Genomic DNA, 13,431 nt, shown 5'->3' on the forward strand with positions numbered 1-13,431 from the left:
TGCTACTTATTCCTCGATTTTACCGCCAGCAGCTTCGATTGCAGCACGAGCACCTTTGGTGACACGCAGGCCGCGAACCGTTACCGGTGCAGAAACTTCACCAGACAGAATTACTTTAACGAATTCAATCTGAACACCGACAATGTTGGCTGCTTTCAGCGCGTTCAGGTCGACGATACCGCCTTCAACTTTCGCCAGATCAGACAGACGAATCTCTGTAGTGATCATTGCTTTGCGAGAGGTGAAACCGAACTTCGGCAGACGACGGTACAGAGGCATCTGACCACCTTCGAAACCGCGACGTACGCCACCGCCAGAACGTGAGTTCTGACCTTTGTGACCACGACCACCGGTTTTTCCGAGGCCAGAACCGATACCACGACCCAGACGCTTAGTAGCGTGCTTAGACCCTTCGGCCGGAGACAGAGTATTTAAACGCATCTCTTACTCCTCCACTTTAACCATGTAGGAAACCGCGTTGACCATGCCGCGTACAGCTGGCGTGTCTTCACGCTCTACGGTATGACCAATACGACGCAGACCCAGGCCAACCAGAGTGGCTTTATGCTTAGGCAAGCGGCCGATTGAACTACGGGTTTGAGTGATTTTAATAGTCTTAGCCATCGTGATTACCCCAGAATTTCTTCAACGGATTTACCACGCTTAGCAGCGACCATTTCCGGAGATTTCATATTGCCCAGGCCGTCGATAGTTGCACGAACCACGTTAATCGGGTTAGTAGAACCATAGGCTTTTGCCAGTACGTTATGAACTCCAGCGACTTCCAGAACGGCGCGCATTGCACCACCGGCGATGATACCGGTACCTTCTGAAGCCGGCTGCATGAACACGCGGGAACCCGTGTGTGCACCTTTAACAGGGTGCTGCAGGGTGCCGTTGGTCAGCGCGACGTTAACCATGTTGCGACGGGCTTTCTCCATCGCTTTCTGGATCGCTGCTGGAACTTCACGCGCTTTACCGTAACCAAAACCTACGCGACCGTTACCATCGCCTACCACAGTCAGTGCTGTGAAGGAGAAAATACGACCACCTTTAACAGTTTTAGAAACACGGTTTACCGCGATCAGTTTTTCCTGCAGTTCGCCAGCTTGTTTCTCGATGTGTGCCATCTTAGACCTCTACCTTAGAACTGAAGGCCAGCTTCACGGGCAGCATCTGCCAGTGCCTGGACGCGACCATGATATTGGAAACCGGAACGGTCGAAAGAAACACCTGTGATGCCTTTTTCGATTGCGCGTTCTGCGATAGCTTTACCTACTGCAGCTGCGGCTTCTTTATTACCGGTATACTTCAGTTGTTCAGTGATAGCTTTTTCTACAGTAGAAGCAGCGACCAGAACTTCGGAACCGTTCGGGGCGATTACCTGTGCGTAAATATGACGCGGGGTACGATGTACCACCAGGCGAGTAGCACCCAGCTCTTTGAGCTTGCGACGTGCACGGGTCGCACGACGGATACGAGCAGATTTCTTATCCATAGTGTTACCTTACTTCTTCTTAGCCTCTTTGGTACGCACGACTTCGTCGGCGTAACGGACACCCTTGCCTTTATAAGGCTCAGGACGACGGTAGGCGCGCAGGTCTGCTGCAACCTGACCAATCAGCTGCTTATCAGCGCCTTTCAGCACGATCTCAGTCTGAGTTGGGCATTCTGCAGTGATACCCGCGGGCAGCTGGTGATCGACTGGATGAGAAAAGCCCAGTGACAGGTTAACCATATCGCCTTTAACGGCAGCACGATAACCTACACCAACCAGCTGCAGCTTCTTAGTGAAGCCTTCGGTAACACCGATAACCATTGCGTTCAGCAGCGCGCGAGAAGTACCCGCCTGCGCCCAGCCGTCAACGAAACCTTCGCGCGGAGCGAAAGTCAGAGCGTTGTCAGCATGCTTAACTTCAACAGCATCATTGATAGTACGAGTCAGCTCGCCGTTTTTACCTTTAATCGAAATTACCTGACCGTCGAGTTTTACCTCTACGCCGGCAGGAACAACGACAGGTGCTTTAGCAACACGAGACATATGTATCCTCCGATTACGCTACGTAGCAGATAATTTCGCCACCAAGACCAGCCTGGCGCGCTGCACGATCAGTCATGACACCTTTGGATGTAGAAACTACAGCGATGCCCATACCAGCCATTACCTTTGGCAGCTCATCTTTTTTCTTATAGATGCGCAGGCCAGGACGGCTTACTCGCTGAATGCTTTCTACAACAGCTTTACCCTGGAAATACTTAAGAGTCAGTTCCAGTTCCAGCTTGATGTCGCCTTCGATTTTGAAATCTTCAATATAACCTTCTTCCTTCAGAACGTTGGCAATTGCCAATTTCAGCTTGGAGGAAGGCATGGTGACCGCAACTTTGTTCGCGGCCTGACCGTTACGGATACGGGTCAGCATATCCGCGATCGGATCTTGCATGCTCATCTGTGTTACTCCCGTGATTCAATTGGTGACAATTACCAGCTAGCCTTTTTCAGGCCCGGGATTTCACCGCGCATGGCGGCTTCGCGGACCTTGATACGGCTCAACCCAAACTTCCGCAGGAAACCGTGCGGACGACCTGTTTGACGGCAGCGGTTACGCTGACGTGAAGGGCTGGAATCACGCGGCAGACTCTGCAGCTTCAGAACAGCATCCCAACGGTCTTCGTCGGAAGCGTTCACATCAGAGATGATCGCTTTCAGTTCAGCGCGTTTAGCGAAGAATTTGTCTGCTAATTTTGCACGTTTAACTTCACGTGCTTTCATAGATTGCTTAGCCATTAAGTAACCCTACCTTACTTACGGAACGGGAAGTCAAAGGCAGCCAGCAGAGCACGGCCTTCATCATCAGATTTCGCAGTAGTGGTAATGGTGATATCCAAACCACGAACGCGATCGACTTTGTCGTAGTCGATTTCTGGGAAGATGATCTGCTCACGTACACCCATGCTGTAGTTGCCACGACCATCGAATGACTTAGCGGACAAGCCACGGAAGTCACGGATACGTGGAACAGCAATGGTGACCAGACGCTCAAAGAACTCCCACATGCGCTCGCCACGCAGAGTTACTTTACAGCCGATCGGATAGCCCTGACGGATTTTGAAGCCTGCAACTGATTTGCGTGCTTTGGTGACCAGCGGTTTTTGACCGGAGATTGCTGCCAGGTCAGCTGCTGCGTTATCCAGCAGTTTCTTGTCAGCGATCGCTTCACCAACACCCATGTTCAGGGTGATCTTCTCGACCCGAGGGACTTGCATGACAGAATTGTAGCCAAACTCTGTCATGAGTTTCTGGACTACTTCGTCTTTGTAGTAATCATGCAGTTTCGCCATCGTACTACTCCAAATTACTTGATAGTTTCGCTGTTAGACTTGAAGAAACGGACTTTTTTGCCGTCTTCGAATCTAAAGCCTACACGGTCAGCCTTACCAGTTGCCGCGTTGAACAGTGCAACGTTAGAAACCTGAATAGCAGCTTCTTTTTCAACGATGCCACCTGGCTGGTTCAGAGCCGGAACCGGCTTCTGATGTTTCTTCACCAGGTTGATACCTTCAACGATGACCTTACCAGAAGACAGGACATTCTTTACCTTACCGCGCTTACCTTTATCTTTACCGGTCAACACGATAACTTCGTCGTTACGACGGATTTTAGCTGCCATTGTTCGCTCCTTAGAGTACTTCTGGTGCCAGAGAGATAATTTTCATGAACTTTTCAGTACGAAGTTCACGAGTTACCGGCCCAAAAATACGCGTACCGATAGGCTGCTCACTGTTATTGTTCAGAATAACGCATGCATTACCATCGAAGCGAATGACAGAACCGTCCGGGCGACGAACACCCTTCCTGGTGCGCACCACTACCGCCTTCAGGACATCACCTTTTTTGACTTTACCACGAGGAATTGCTTCCTTGATGGTAACTTTGATGATGTCACCGACGCCTGCGTAGCGACGGTGCGAGCCACCCAGAACCTTGATACACATTACGCGACGTGCACCGGAGTTGTCGGCGACGTTCAGCATAGTCTGTTCTTGGATCATTTTAGTGCTCCGCTAATGTCAACTACTACTTCGGGACCTAAACCTCAGGTCGTTAGAAAGCCCCATAATTGAGGGCGCGGCATTGTAACACCGGTTCTCACAGATGGGTAGAAAAAATAAACGGCTCTCAATCGAGCCGCTGATTTTCCCTGATGACAGGGAGGGCGTATTCTAGGGAATAGTGCGAACAGTAGCAAATGTAATCTGCCTTATTTTTCGTCGATCCCCAAATAAAGTGCCCTTCTGTCTCAGCCTGCCAGTTTTGTGGCCAGCTGGTTGTGCTGACGCAGCAGCGCTGGCAGTTCAATTCCGGCCAGTTCTCCTTTACGTACCCGGACTTGTCCGTTAATGATGCTGTAAGCAACCTGTCCCGGATTACAGAACACCAGGGCGGCGACCGGATCGTGCCCTGCCCCAGCCAGGCCTGGCCGATTCAGGTCAAACACCGCCAGGTCAGCCATCATGCCAGGCGCAACAGCCCCCACATCATTACGGTTAAGCACTTTTGCACTGCCCAGCGTTGCCAGCTCCAGAGCCTGCCGTGCGGTCATGGCATCCGGGCCAAACCCGACACGCTGTAGCAGCATCGCCTGACGAACCTCGGCCATCATATCTGAGCTGTCATTGGAGGCAGAGCCATCCACGCCGAGACCGACATGCACACCGGCATCGCACATATGGCGTATCGGGGCGATGCCTGAGCCGAGCCGCATATTTGAGCAGGGACAATGGGCAATGCCCGTTCCGGTGCGGGCAAAGAGTTCAATACCCTGTGGATCGAGTTTGACGCAGTGAGCATGCCAGACATCCTGGCCAACCCAGCCGAGGTCCTCAACATACTGCGCAGGAGTCATATTAAACTTTTCGCGACTGTAGCGGATGTCGCTGTCGTTCTCTGCCAGATGCGTGTGCATCGAGACGCTGAAACTGCGGGCCAGTGCGGCGGACTGCTTCATCAGCTCCCGGCTGACGGAGAATGGCGAACAGGGAGCCACCACGATGCGTAGCATTGAACCATGGCTATCATCGTGATAGCGCTCAATGACCCGCTGCGTATCTTTAAGAATTGCCGCTTCATTCTCCACCAGGCTATCGGGCGGTAAGCCGCCCCGTGATTTCCCCACGCTCATACTGCCCCGGCTTGCATGGAAACGCATTCCCATAACGGCAGCAGCCTCAATACTGTCATCAAGCTGACAGCCATTTGGATAGACATAGAGATGATCACTGGTGGTCGTGCAGCCAGAGAGTATCAGTTCAGCCATCGACACCTGCGTTGAGATACGAATCATCTCAGGTGTCAGGTTCTGCCAGAGAGGATAGAGGTGAGTCAGCCAGTTAAAGAGTTCGCCATTCTGCACAGCCGGAATGGCGCGGGTCAGGCTCTGATACATATGGTGATGCGTATTGATCAGACCCGGAATCACAATGTGCCCACGCAGGTCGATAACCTCATCCGCGCTATCGGGTAGTGCTCCGGCTTCTCCGACCGCCATGATCTGATTTCCTTTGATCAGAACAGAGGCGTTGCGAATTTCCCGACGGTCAGCATCCATGCAAACTACACAGTCGGCGTTCTTCAGTAACAGAGTTCGTTCCATGCTATTGCCTGTAGGTTGATATTGTGTGCTTTCCGATAATAGCGGCAAGCTTTTGGCAGAGCTAATAGCAGGTAACGCAGCAAACAAAGGTAATTTCAACAGTGACCGCCGTAAGCGATCGGGACTCTCCATTTTCACGGCACATTTCCTTGTACAGTTATGACGACACCGGCCTGTTCAGCCCGATGCATTCAGGCCAGACCGCCTGAAGAGTCGCAGCTTACCGCCGGGAAACTGTCGAATTTGTGCGCACTATCAAATCTGCATGGCCGGGGACACAAATGGATCAATCCCGGGGCAGAGGCAAAAAAAAACCCCCTGCCGAAGCAGAGGGTTTCCTCAGAAAAAACGGTTCTGATTACAGAACGGCTTTCTCAATTACGCGAACCAGGGTCCAGGATTTAGTCTTGGACAGTGGACGGCATTCGCGGATTTCTACCACGTCGCCGATTCCACATTCATTGTTCTCGTCATGGATGTGCAGCTTGGTCGTACGCTTAATGAATTTGCCGTAGATCGGGTGTTTCACGAAACGTTCGATAGCAACAACTGCAGATTTCTGCATTTTGTCACTTACTACACGACCCTGCAGAGTACGGATTTTATCGGTCATTACGAACCCGCCTTCTCAGTCAGTAAAGTCTTAACGCGTGCAACATCACGGCGAACCTGTTTCAGCAGATGAGTCTGCTGCAGTTGGCCAGATGCTGCCTGCATGCGCAGGTTAAATTGCTCACGCAGCAGATTAAGCAGCTCAGTGTTCAGCTCTTCAACGCTTTTTTCACGCAGCTCAGTTGCTTTCATTACATCACCGTCTTAGTTACAAAGGTGGTTTTGATAGGCAGTTTTGCTGCTGCCAGCTTGAATGCTTCACGGGCCAGCTCTTCTGGTACGCCGTCCATTTCATACAGGACTTTACCAGGCTGGATCAGGGCAACCCAATACTCAACGTTACCCTTACCTTTACCCATACGCACTTCCAGCGGCTTCTCGGTGATCGGTTTGTCCGGGAATACTCGGATCCAGATCTTACCTTGACGCTTAACTGCACGGGTCATAGCACGACGTGCTGCTTCGATCTGACGAGCAGTCAGACGACCACGGCCAACAGCTTTCAGACCGAAAGTACCGAAGCTAACATCCGTACCCTGCGCCAGACCGCGGTTGCGGCCTTTGTGCACCTTACGGAATTTTGTACGCTTTGGTTGTAACATCAGCGACTCTCCTTACTTACGGCCTTTACGCTGCTGCTTTTTAGGTTGAGCAGCCGGTTCCGGTTGTTCAACAGCAGCCATACCACCCAGGATCTCACCTTTGAAGATCCATACCTTAACGCCGATTACACCATAAGTGGTGTGCGCTTCAGAGGTGTTGTAGTCAATGTCAGCACGCAGTGTGTGCAACGGTACGCGACCTTCACGATACCATTCGGTACGTGCGATCTCGGCGCCGCCCAGACGGCCGCTAACTTCGACTTTAATACCCTTCGCGCCAAGACGCATGGCGTTCTGAACCGCACGCTTCATAGCACGACGGAACATCACACGACGCTCCAGCTGTGAAGTGATGCTGTCAGCAACCAGTTTTGCGTCCAGTTCCGGCTTGCGGACTTCGGCGATATTGATCTGTGCAGGAACGCCAGCGATGTTCGCGACGACCGTGCGCAGTTTTTCTACGTCTTCGCCTTTCTTACCGATAACGATGCCAGGACGAGCGGTGTGAATAGTCACACGGATGCTCTTAGCTGGACGCTCGATAACGATACGAGAGACAGACGCTTTAGCCAGTTCTTTAGTCAAAAACTGACGGACTTTAAAATCGCTGTCCAGGTTGTCAGCGAATTCTTTGGTGTTCGCAAACCAGGTAGAGTTCCATGGTTTTACAATACCCAGGCGAATACCATTAGGATGTACTTTCTGACCCATTGCTAGTCTCCAGAGTCTCAGCGATCGGACACAACCACAGTAATGTGGCTGGTGCGCTTCAGGATGCGATCTGCACGACCTTTGGCACGCGGCATAATGCGTTTCATGGTCGGACCTTCATCAACGAAAATTTTCGTGATTTTCAGATCGTCGATATCAGCGCCATCGTTGTGTTCGGCGTTAGCAATGGCAGATTCCAGAACTTTCTTGACCAGTACAGCCGCTTTCTTGTTGGTGTAGGTCAAAATGTCCAGTGCCTGCGACACTTTCTTACCGCGAATCAGGTCAGCAACAAGGCGAACCTTCTGAGCAGAAGAACGAGCGTGGCGATGTTGAGCTAAAGTTTCCATCTCTTCCTCCTACTTATTTCTTCTTGGCTTTTTTATCAGCCGCGTGACCGCGATAAGTACGTGTCGGCGCGAATTCACCCAGTTTGTGACCAACCATTTCGTCGGAAACAAAGACAGGAACGTGCTGACGACCATTATGGACAGCGATGGTCAAACCGATCATGTTAGGAAAGATCGTTGAACGACGGGACCAAGTGCGCAAAGGCTTCTTGTCACCGCTTTCCACCGCTTTCTCTACCTTCTTCAGCAAGTGCAGGTCAATAAAAGGACCTTTCTTGAGAGAACGTGGCATGGCTTATCCTCTAATATTATTTGCTACGGCGACGTACGATAAATTTATCAGTACGCTTGTTGCTACGGGTCTTCTTACCTTTGGTCTGAACGCCCCACGGAGAAACCGGGTGCTTACCAAAGTTACGACCTTCACCACCACCGTGCGGGTGATCAACTGGGTTCATCGCGGTACCACGAACGGTCGGACGAACACCACGCCAACGGGCTGCACCAGCTTTACCCAGAACGCGCAGCATATGCTCAGCGTTGCCGACTTCGCCCAGTGTTGCGCGGCAGTCAGACTCGACTTTACGCATTTCACCTGAACGCAGACGCAGGGTAACGTAAGAACCTTCACGCGCAACGATCTGCACGTAAGCACCGGCTGAGCGAGCAATCTGACCGCCTTTGCCTGGTTTCATTTCTACGTTATGCACGGTTGAACCCACCGGGATGTTACGCATCGGCAGTGTGTTACCTGCTTTGATCGCAGCATCAACGCCAGACTGAATCTGGTCGCCGGCTTTCAGGCCTTTAGGGGCCAGGATGTAACGGCGTTCGCCGTCTTTGTACAGAACCAGTGCGATGTTCGCAGAGCGGTTCGGATCGTACTCAAGACGTTCAACAACTGCCGGGATACCGTCTTTGTTGCGTTTGAAGTCAACAATACGATAAGCCTGCTTGTGACCACCACCGATATGACGGGTAGTGATACGACCATTGTTGTTACGGCCACCGGATTTGCTGTTTTTTTCTACCAGCGGGGCAAATGGTTTGCCCTTGTGCAGCTCCGCGTTTACCACTTTAACTACATGGCGACGACCCGGAGATGTCGGTTTACATTTAACAACTGCCATTGTCTTTCTCCTCCGACTTACTCAGCGCCGCCAGCGAAGTCCAGATTCTGGCCTTCTTTCAGGGTGACGTAAGCTTTTTTCCAGTCGCTACGACGACCGATACGCTGTCCTTGACGCTTAACTTTGCCCTTAACAACCAGGGTGTTTACGTCTTTAACTTCTACTTCGAACAGTTTCTCAACAGCAGCAACGATCTCTGCTTTGGTCGCGTCATTAGCAACTTTGAGAACGATGGTATTGGTTTTTTCCATCGCGCTAGATGCTTTTTCAGATACGTGCGGCGCGCGCAGTACTTTCAGCAGACGTTCTTCACGGATCATGCCAGCATCTCCTCAACTTGCTTAACTGCATCAGCAGTCATAACGACTTTGTCGAAGGCGATCAGGCTAACTGGATCGATACCAGATGCATCACGCACGTCAACCTTGTACAGGTTACGCGCAGCCAGGAACAGATTCTCATCCAGTTCGCCGGTGATGATCAGCACGTCTTCCAGCGCCATGTCTTTCAGTTTCTGTACCAGCAGCTTGGTTTTCGGCGCTTCTACAGCAAATGATTCGACAACGATCAGACGGTCCTGACGTACCAGTTCGGACAGGATGCTTTTCAGCGCGCCGCGGTACATCTTTTTGTTAACTTTTTGACTGTGGTCTTGTGGCTTAGCAGCAAAGGTCACGCCACCTGAACGCCAGATCGGGCTCTTCACAGAACCTGAACGCGCACGGCCGGTGCCTTTCTGACGCCATGGCTTTTTGCCTGAACCGGTTACTTCAGCGCGAGTTTTCTGCGCGCGAGTTCCCTGGCGGGCGCCTGATGCGTAAGCAACAACAACCTGGTGAACCAGCGCTTCGTTGAAATCACGACCGAAGGTAGTTTCGGAAACAGTCAGCGCGCTCTGCGCGTCTTTCAATACTAATTCCATTGCTATCCCCTTACGCCTTCACAGCTGGTTTAACGATCAGGTCGCTACCGGTAGCACCGGGAACTGCACCTTTAACCAGCAGCAGGTTGCGCTCAGCGTCAACACGTACTACGTCCAGGCTCTGAACTGTTACGCGCTCATTACCCAGCTGACCTGCCATTTTCTTGCCTTTGAACACTTTGCCCGGAGTCTGGTTCTGACCGATAGAACCCGGAACGCGGTGAGACAAGGAGTTACCGTGAGTAGCGTCCTGGGTACGGAAGTTCCAGCGCTTAACGGTACCGGCGAAACCTTTACCTTTAGAGGTGCCAGTTACGTCTACTTTTTTAACGTCAGCGAAAATTTCAACGCTGATGCTCTGACCTACAGAATACTCGTCACCTTCAGCGGTGCGGAATTCCCACAGGCCACGGCCAGCTTCAACGCCAGCTTTAGCAAAATGACCAGCTTCAGGTTTGGTCACACGGTTTGCTTTTTTAGCACCGGTGGTAACCTGAATTGCCTGGTAACCATCGTTCTCCAGGCCTTTGACCTGAGTAACGCGGTTCGCTTCAACTTCGATTACGGTTACTGGGATAGAAACGCCATCTTCAGTGAAGATGCGGGTCATACCCACTTTTTTACCGACTAAACCAATCATTGTTTCAACCTCTCAATCGCTCGATGACCTGATTAACCCAGGCTGATCTGCACGTCAACACCGGCAGCCAGATCCAGACGCATCAGAGCATCAACCGTTTTTTCGGTTGGCTCAACGATGTCTACCAGACGCTTGTGAGTGCGGATTTCGTACTGATCACGCGCATCTTTGTTGACGTGCGGAGAGATCAGAACGGTAAAACGCTCTTTGCGGGTTGGCAGCGGGATTGGACCACGAACCTGCGCACCAGTGCGCTTGGCAGTCTCAACGATTTCCGCGGTTGATTGATCGATCAGACGATGATCAAACGCTTTAAGACGGATACGGATTCTTTGGTTCTGCATGAGACCAGAGCTCCAAACTTTTTATAGACGAAAAAAATTACTACTCGAACCCATTACGATTGATGGGAGAGTGTAATCGTTCAGCATATAACTCCCCAATTGGGAGTATTGTCAGGCGGCCTAACGGTCAGCCGTCTGCGATTCTGCTCGAATCGCGCCTGCAATATCTGCAGGCCCGCGCATTATACGTAATTCTGTTCAGGAAGCAACCCGTGCTGGCATTTTCGCTGTTAATTAGTGGCCGGGTCCTGGGGCATACATCGCACAGGCCTGTCTCATGACTGAAAGGGGGTGAATCAGGTTGTGAACAGGGTTCCGCAAGCTGGCATACACGGGCGACACAGAGTGTAAAAGCGGTGAAAGTATGGCCGACCGTTTAGCCGGAGCCCGAAGATGACCTTAATCCTGATTCAGTTAGCCGCCCTGGCTGGGGGAGCTGCGCTGGGCAGCTTTCTTTCGCTGGCCTGCGCGCGCTTCACCCCTGCCCTTTCTCCCACCCAGTGGTGTGCCGCGCTCTGTTTTCCCGGCTCGCACTGTCCCCACTGCCGCCAGCCTCTGTTATGGCGCGATACGCTGCCGCTGATCAGCTGGGCTGCCTTAAAAGGCCGTTGTCGCTTCTGCTCTTACTCATTTAGCGCAGAGAGTGTGGTCATGGAATGGCTGGTTGCCAGCCTGAGCCTGCTTGTACTGCTAAGCTTCGATAGCCTGACTGATGCGCTGTTTATTCTTATGGCGGCCTCTCTGTTGATGATGGTGGCCCTGATTGACCGTCGCCATCTCTGCATACCTGACCCGCTCAATTATCTGTTGCTCTGGCTGGGGTTAATTCATGCGACACTGGCAGGTACCGAAACCGCGGCGATATGGGGTGTACTGTCGGGCTACGTTGCCCTGTGGCTGCTTGCCCAGGGCTATCGACTGGTCAGGGGGTATGAGGGATTGGGATATGGTGATATGAAGCTTTTCGCCGCGCTGGGGGCCTGCTGTGGCTGGCAGGGATTGCCCTGGATTGCACTGGGTGCCACTCTGCTGGCGCTGGCAGGCGTGTTGATGCTGCAATTGCGTGGCCGGACGCAGGGCGTCAGCCCGCTGCCTTTTGGCCCTTTCCTGGCCATTGCGGGCTGGGTCACTCTCGTCCTGCAGACGCGGTTCACGCTTCTTTGATCTGAGCCTGCAGGTAGTTCTGGATCCCCATCATCCGGATGAGCTCAAGCTCCGTCTCGATCCAGTCGATGTGATGCTCCTCATCTGCCAGGATTTCAATCATCATGTCACGGCTGACATAGTCATGAACTTTGTCCGCATAGGCGATCGCTTCACGAAGATCTTTGGCCCCTTCCAGCTCCAGATTGAGATCTGAACTCAGCATTTCCTCAACGTCCTCACCGATGCGCAGCCGGCCCAAATCCTGCAGATTCGGGATCCCTTCCAGAAAAAGAATGCGCTCAATGTACTTGTCGGCATGCTTCATCTCATCGATCGATTCGTGATACTCCACATCATTGAGGCGCATCAGCCCCCAGTTTTTAAACATCCGCGCATGCAAAAAATACTGGTTTATAGCAACCAGTTCATTTCCAAGCAGTTTATTGAGATGACTGATAATTTTGATATCGCCCTTCATTGTTAACCCTCCACGTCTGCTTTATCAGATCGTAGATGTGATTAAAAAGAAGTCAAAAAAACGCGACAGATATTGTGGGTATTCGCACACGCGATGTGTCAGGCGATCTCTTTATAGAGTGGCGGATGCTGCATCTCTTCATCCATGATTTCCCGCGCGGCGCGCAGACATTTGCCGCACTGTTTGCCGACCGGTACAAAATGACGCAGTTGCTGGATGGATTTGGGCTGATAGCGCCGTACTACTTCACGAAGGGTTTTATCACTGATGGCATTACACAGGCAGACGTACATTCTTTCATCACTCGAGACCATTTTCTGTACATAGTGTAAATGCGAATCGTTTTTATTACAAACCTACCCTTTGCAGGGTTATGACGCTCTTCAGGCAAAAAAAAAGAGCACCGAAGTGCTCTTTTCTTTGTGTTGCAGTGGCCGTTTGCACGACCACAGCAGATATCACAATTAAGCGATAACTTTAGCAACAACACCCGCACCAACGGTACGGCCGCCTTCGCGGATTGCGAAGCGCAGACCTTCGTCCATTGCGATTGGGTGGATCAGGGTAACAACCATTTTGATGTTGTCGCCTGGCATTACCATTTCAACGCCTTCTGGCAGCTCTACTGAACCGGTCACGTCAGTGGTACGGAAGTAGAACTGTGGACGGTAGCCCTTGAAGAACGGAGTATGGCGGCCACCTTCGTCTTTAGACAGAACGTATACTTCTGACTCGAACTGGGTGTGTGGCTTGATGGTGCCTGGCTTAGCCAGAACCTGACCACGCTGGATGTCTTCACGCTTGATACCGCGCAGCAGAACACCACAGTTTTCGCCTGCCTGACC

The 13,431-nt window shown here is 51.8% G+C and carries 25 protein-coding genes and 1 pseudogene; 1 reads left to right on the plus strand and 25 read right to left on the minus strand.

Translation table 11 applies throughout. The features are described 5' to 3' along the window. Window positions 1-6: 6 nt before the first annotated feature. The 22 genes from rplO to rpsJ form a co-directional block, all read right to left on the minus strand. The gene (rplO, locus tag CKF42_RS18060) at window positions 7-441 is read right to left on the minus strand and encodes a 50S ribosomal protein L15 (protein WP_009087579.1); all 435 of its coding nucleotides are present in this window, start codon (window positions 439-441) and stop codon (window positions 7-9) included. A 3-nt stretch (window positions 442-444) separates the two neighbouring features. Next, entirely contained in the window at window positions 445-624 is a 180-nt protein-coding gene (gene rpmD / locus CKF42_RS18065) for a 50S ribosomal protein L30 (RefSeq protein ID WP_003850166.1), read from the minus strand. Window positions 625-629: 5 nt separating this feature from the next. After that, a complete protein-coding gene (gene rpsE, locus CKF42_RS18070; protein WP_003850164.1) occupies window positions 630-1,130 on the minus strand; it encodes a 30S ribosomal protein S5 in 501 nt (166 codons plus the stop codon). A gap of 14 nt (window positions 1,131-1,144) precedes the next feature. Then, entirely contained in the window at window positions 1,145-1,498 is a 354-nt protein-coding gene (rplR, locus tag CKF42_RS18075; RefSeq protein ID WP_003850163.1) for a 50S ribosomal protein L18, read from the minus strand. A 9-nt stretch (window positions 1,499-1,507) separates the two neighbouring features. Then, the gene (gene rplF / locus CKF42_RS18080; protein WP_009087581.1) at window positions 1,508-2,041 is read right to left on the minus strand and encodes a 50S ribosomal protein L6; all 534 of its coding nucleotides are present in this window, start codon (window positions 2,039-2,041) and stop codon (window positions 1,508-1,510) included. Between the two features lie 13 nt (window positions 2,042-2,054). Beyond that, window positions 2,055-2,447, minus strand: coding sequence for a 30S ribosomal protein S8 (gene rpsH, locus CKF42_RS18085; RefSeq protein WP_003850158.1), 393 nt, complete (start codon window positions 2,445-2,447; stop codon window positions 2,055-2,057). Window positions 2,448-2,479: 32 nt separating this feature from the next. Then, window positions 2,480-2,785 (minus strand): 30S ribosomal protein S14, encoded by a 306-nt coding sequence (gene rpsN / locus CKF42_RS18090; RefSeq protein ID WP_008927132.1) that lies wholly within the window; start codon window positions 2,783-2,785, stop codon window positions 2,480-2,482. Window positions 2,786-2,799: 14 nt separating this feature from the next. Continuing rightward, the gene (gene rplE, locus CKF42_RS18095; protein WP_003850155.1) at window positions 2,800-3,339 is read right to left on the minus strand and encodes a 50S ribosomal protein L5; all 540 of its coding nucleotides are present in this window, start codon (window positions 3,337-3,339) and stop codon (window positions 2,800-2,802) included. Between the two features lie 14 nt (window positions 3,340-3,353). Then, window positions 3,354-3,668, minus strand: a complete 315-nt coding sequence (rplX, locus tag CKF42_RS18100; protein ID WP_003850150.1) for a 50S ribosomal protein L24 — start codon at window positions 3,666-3,668, stop codon at window positions 3,354-3,356. A 10-nt stretch (window positions 3,669-3,678) separates the two neighbouring features. Further along, the gene (gene rplN, locus CKF42_RS18105) at window positions 3,679-4,050 is read right to left on the minus strand and encodes a 50S ribosomal protein L14 (protein WP_006120590.1); all 372 of its coding nucleotides are present in this window, start codon (window positions 4,048-4,050) and stop codon (window positions 3,679-3,681) included. 248 nt (window positions 4,051-4,298) lie between these two features. Further along, window positions 4,299-5,651 carry an 8-oxoguanine deaminase gene (locus CKF42_RS18110; protein WP_111208846.1) on the minus strand — a complete coding sequence of 451 codons (1,353 nt, stop codon included), beginning with the start codon at window positions 5,649-5,651 and terminating at the stop codon, window positions 4,299-4,301. Window positions 5,652-6,009: 358 nt separating this feature from the next. Beyond that, the gene (rpsQ, locus tag CKF42_RS18115; protein WP_003850147.1) at window positions 6,010-6,264 is read right to left on the minus strand and encodes a 30S ribosomal protein S17; all 255 of its coding nucleotides are present in this window, start codon (window positions 6,262-6,264) and stop codon (window positions 6,010-6,012) included. Further along, window positions 6,264-6,455, minus strand: coding sequence for a 50S ribosomal protein L29 (gene rpmC, locus CKF42_RS18120; protein WP_003850146.1), 192 nt, complete (start codon window positions 6,453-6,455; stop codon window positions 6,264-6,266). The genes rpsQ and rpmC overlap by 1 nt, the downstream gene beginning before the upstream one ends. Further along, a complete protein-coding gene (gene rplP, locus CKF42_RS18125) occupies window positions 6,455-6,865 on the minus strand; it encodes a 50S ribosomal protein L16 (protein ID WP_002438716.1) in 411 nt (136 codons plus the stop codon). The genes rpmC and rplP overlap by 1 nt, the downstream gene beginning before the upstream one ends. A 12-nt stretch (window positions 6,866-6,877) precedes the next feature. Next, on the minus strand, window positions 6,878-7,576 hold the full coding sequence (gene rpsC, locus CKF42_RS18130) for a 30S ribosomal protein S3 (RefSeq protein ID WP_009087585.1): 699 nt from the start codon (window positions 7,574-7,576) through the stop codon (window positions 6,878-6,880). A gap of 17 nt (window positions 7,577-7,593) precedes the next feature. Then, on the minus strand, window positions 7,594-7,926 hold the full coding sequence (rplV, locus tag CKF42_RS18135) for a 50S ribosomal protein L22 (RefSeq protein ID WP_008927136.1): 333 nt from the start codon (window positions 7,924-7,926) through the stop codon (window positions 7,594-7,596). Window positions 7,927-7,939: 13 nt separating this feature from the next. Then, the gene (gene rpsS / locus CKF42_RS18140; protein ID WP_001138115.1) at window positions 7,940-8,218 is read right to left on the minus strand and encodes a 30S ribosomal protein S19; all 279 of its coding nucleotides are present in this window, start codon (window positions 8,216-8,218) and stop codon (window positions 7,940-7,942) included. Window positions 8,219-8,234: 16 nt separating this feature from the next. Then, entirely contained in the window at window positions 8,235-9,056 is an 822-nt protein-coding gene (rplB, locus tag CKF42_RS18145; protein WP_009087588.1) for a 50S ribosomal protein L2, read from the minus strand. Window positions 9,057-9,073: 17 nt separating this feature from the next. Next, entirely contained in the window at window positions 9,074-9,376 is a 303-nt protein-coding gene (gene rplW, locus CKF42_RS18150) for a 50S ribosomal protein L23 (RefSeq protein WP_003850708.1), read from the minus strand. Then, a complete protein-coding gene (gene rplD, locus CKF42_RS18155; RefSeq protein ID WP_009087590.1) occupies window positions 9,373-9,978 on the minus strand; it encodes a 50S ribosomal protein L4 in 606 nt (201 codons plus the stop codon). Before rplD ends, rplW begins: the two co-directional genes overlap by 4 nt. Window positions 9,979-9,988: 10 nt before the next feature. After that, the gene (gene rplC / locus CKF42_RS18160; protein WP_006120583.1) at window positions 9,989-10,618 is read right to left on the minus strand and encodes a 50S ribosomal protein L3; all 630 of its coding nucleotides are present in this window, start codon (window positions 10,616-10,618) and stop codon (window positions 9,989-9,991) included. 32 nt (window positions 10,619-10,650) lie between these two features. Next, window positions 10,651-10,962: a 30S ribosomal protein S10 gene (gene rpsJ, locus CKF42_RS18165; RefSeq protein WP_001181005.1), complete on the minus strand. Its 312-nt coding sequence runs from the start codon at window positions 10,960-10,962 to the stop codon at window positions 10,651-10,653. A 393-nt stretch (window positions 10,963-11,355) separates the two neighbouring features. Between rpsJ and CKF42_RS18170 the strand changes: the two genes are divergently transcribed. Further along, on the plus strand, window positions 11,356-12,126 hold the full coding sequence (locus CKF42_RS18170; RefSeq protein WP_111208847.1) for an A24 family peptidase: 771 nt from the start codon (window positions 11,356-11,358) through the stop codon (window positions 12,124-12,126). Here the strand turns inward: CKF42_RS18170 and bfr are convergent. From bfr to tuf, 3 genes and pseudogenes are all read right to left on the minus strand, one after another. Next, complete coding sequence (gene bfr, locus CKF42_RS18175; RefSeq protein WP_009087595.1) at window positions 12,113-12,586, minus strand: bacterioferritin; 474 nt, start codon at window positions 12,584-12,586, stop codon at window positions 12,113-12,115. The genes CKF42_RS18170 and bfr overlap by 14 nt on opposite strands. A 98-nt stretch (window positions 12,587-12,684) precedes the next feature. Beyond that, window positions 12,685-12,879, minus strand: a complete 195-nt coding sequence (gene bfd, locus CKF42_RS18180; RefSeq protein ID WP_009087597.1) for a bacterioferritin-associated ferredoxin — start codon at window positions 12,877-12,879, stop codon at window positions 12,685-12,687. A gap of 171 nt (window positions 12,880-13,050) precedes the next feature. Next, a pseudogene (gene tuf / locus CKF42_RS18185) lies at window positions 13,051-13,431 on the minus strand (elongation factor Tu); the annotation flags it as partial.

Origin of the sequence: Pantoea sp. ARC270 (assembly GCF_003236725.1) — a bacterium.
Lineage (GTDB): Bacteria > Pseudomonadota > Gammaproteobacteria > Enterobacterales > Enterobacteriaceae > Pantoea > Pantoea anthophila.

Bases quoted from the DNA above. Each gene is read 5' to 3' on its own strand.
- rplO (WP_009087579.1), bottom strand. From the start codon at position 441: ATGCGTTTAAATACTCTGTCTCCGGCCGAAGGGTCTAAGCACGCTACT.
- rpmD (WP_003850166.1), bottom strand. From the start codon at position 624: ATGGCTAAGACTATTAAAATCACTCAAACCCGTAGTTCAATCGGCCGC.
- rpsE (WP_003850164.1), bottom strand. From the start codon at position 1,130: ATGGCACACATCGAGAAACAAGCTGGCGAACTGCAGGAAAAACTGATC.
- rplR (WP_003850163.1), bottom strand. From the start codon at position 1,498: ATGGATAAGAAATCTGCTCGTATCCGTCGTGCGACCCGTGCACGTCGC.
- rplF (WP_009087581.1), bottom strand. From the start codon at position 2,041: ATGTCTCGTGTTGCTAAAGCACCTGTCGTTGTTCCTGCCGGCGTAGAG.
- rpsH (WP_003850158.1), bottom strand. From the start codon at position 2,447: ATGAGCATGCAAGATCCGATCGCGGATATGCTGACCCGTATCCGTAAC.
- rpsN (WP_008927132.1), bottom strand. From the start codon at position 2,785: ATGGCTAAGCAATCTATGAAAGCACGTGAAGTTAAACGTGCAAAATTA.
- rplE (WP_003850155.1), bottom strand. From the start codon at position 3,339: ATGGCGAAACTGCATGATTACTACAAAGACGAAGTAGTCCAGAAACTC.
- rplX (WP_003850150.1), bottom strand. From the start codon at position 3,668: ATGGCAGCTAAAATCCGTCGTAACGACGAAGTTATCGTGTTGACCGGT.
- rplN (WP_006120590.1), bottom strand. From the start codon at position 4,050: ATGATCCAAGAACAGACTATGCTGAACGTCGCCGACAACTCCGGTGCA.
- CKF42_RS18110 (WP_111208846.1), bottom strand. From the start codon at position 5,651: ATGGAACGAACTCTGTTACTGAAGAACGCCGACTGTGTAGTTTGCATG.
- rpsQ (WP_003850147.1), bottom strand. From the start codon at position 6,264: ATGACCGATAAAATCCGTACTCTGCAGGGTCGTGTAGTAAGTGACAAA.
- rpmC (WP_003850146.1), bottom strand. From the start codon at position 6,455: ATGAAAGCAACTGAGCTGCGTGAAAAAAGCGTTGAAGAGCTGAACACT.
- rplP (WP_002438716.1), bottom strand. From the start codon at position 6,865: ATGTTACAACCAAAGCGTACAAAATTCCGTAAGGTGCACAAAGGCCGC.
- rpsC (WP_009087585.1), bottom strand. From the start codon at position 7,576: ATGGGTCAGAAAGTACATCCTAATGGTATTCGCCTGGGTATTGTAAAA.
- rplV (WP_008927136.1), bottom strand. From the start codon at position 7,926: ATGGAAACTTTAGCTCAACATCGCCACGCTCGTTCTTCTGCTCAGAAG.
- rpsS (WP_001138115.1), bottom strand. From the start codon at position 8,218: ATGCCACGTTCTCTCAAGAAAGGTCCTTTTATTGACCTGCACTTGCTG.
- rplB (WP_009087588.1), bottom strand. From the start codon at position 9,056: ATGGCAGTTGTTAAATGTAAACCGACATCTCCGGGTCGTCGCCATGTA.
- rplW (WP_003850708.1), bottom strand. From the start codon at position 9,376: ATGATCCGTGAAGAACGTCTGCTGAAAGTACTGCGCGCGCCGCACGTA.
- rplD (WP_009087590.1), bottom strand. From the start codon at position 9,978: ATGGAATTAGTATTGAAAGACGCGCAGAGCGCGCTGACTGTTTCCGAA.
- rplC (WP_006120583.1), bottom strand. From the start codon at position 10,618: ATGATTGGTTTAGTCGGTAAAAAAGTGGGTATGACCCGCATCTTCACT.
- rpsJ (WP_001181005.1), bottom strand. From the start codon at position 10,962: ATGCAGAACCAAAGAATCCGTATCCGTCTTAAAGCGTTTGATCATCGT.
- CKF42_RS18170 (WP_111208847.1), top strand. From the start codon at position 11,356: ATGACCTTAATCCTGATTCAGTTAGCCGCCCTGGCTGGGGGAGCTGCG.
- bfr (WP_009087595.1), bottom strand. From the start codon at position 12,586: ATGAAGGGCGATATCAAAATTATCAGTCATCTCAATAAACTGCTTGGA.
- bfd (WP_009087597.1), bottom strand. From the start codon at position 12,879: ATGTACGTCTGCCTGTGTAATGCCATCAGTGATAAAACCCTTCGTGAA.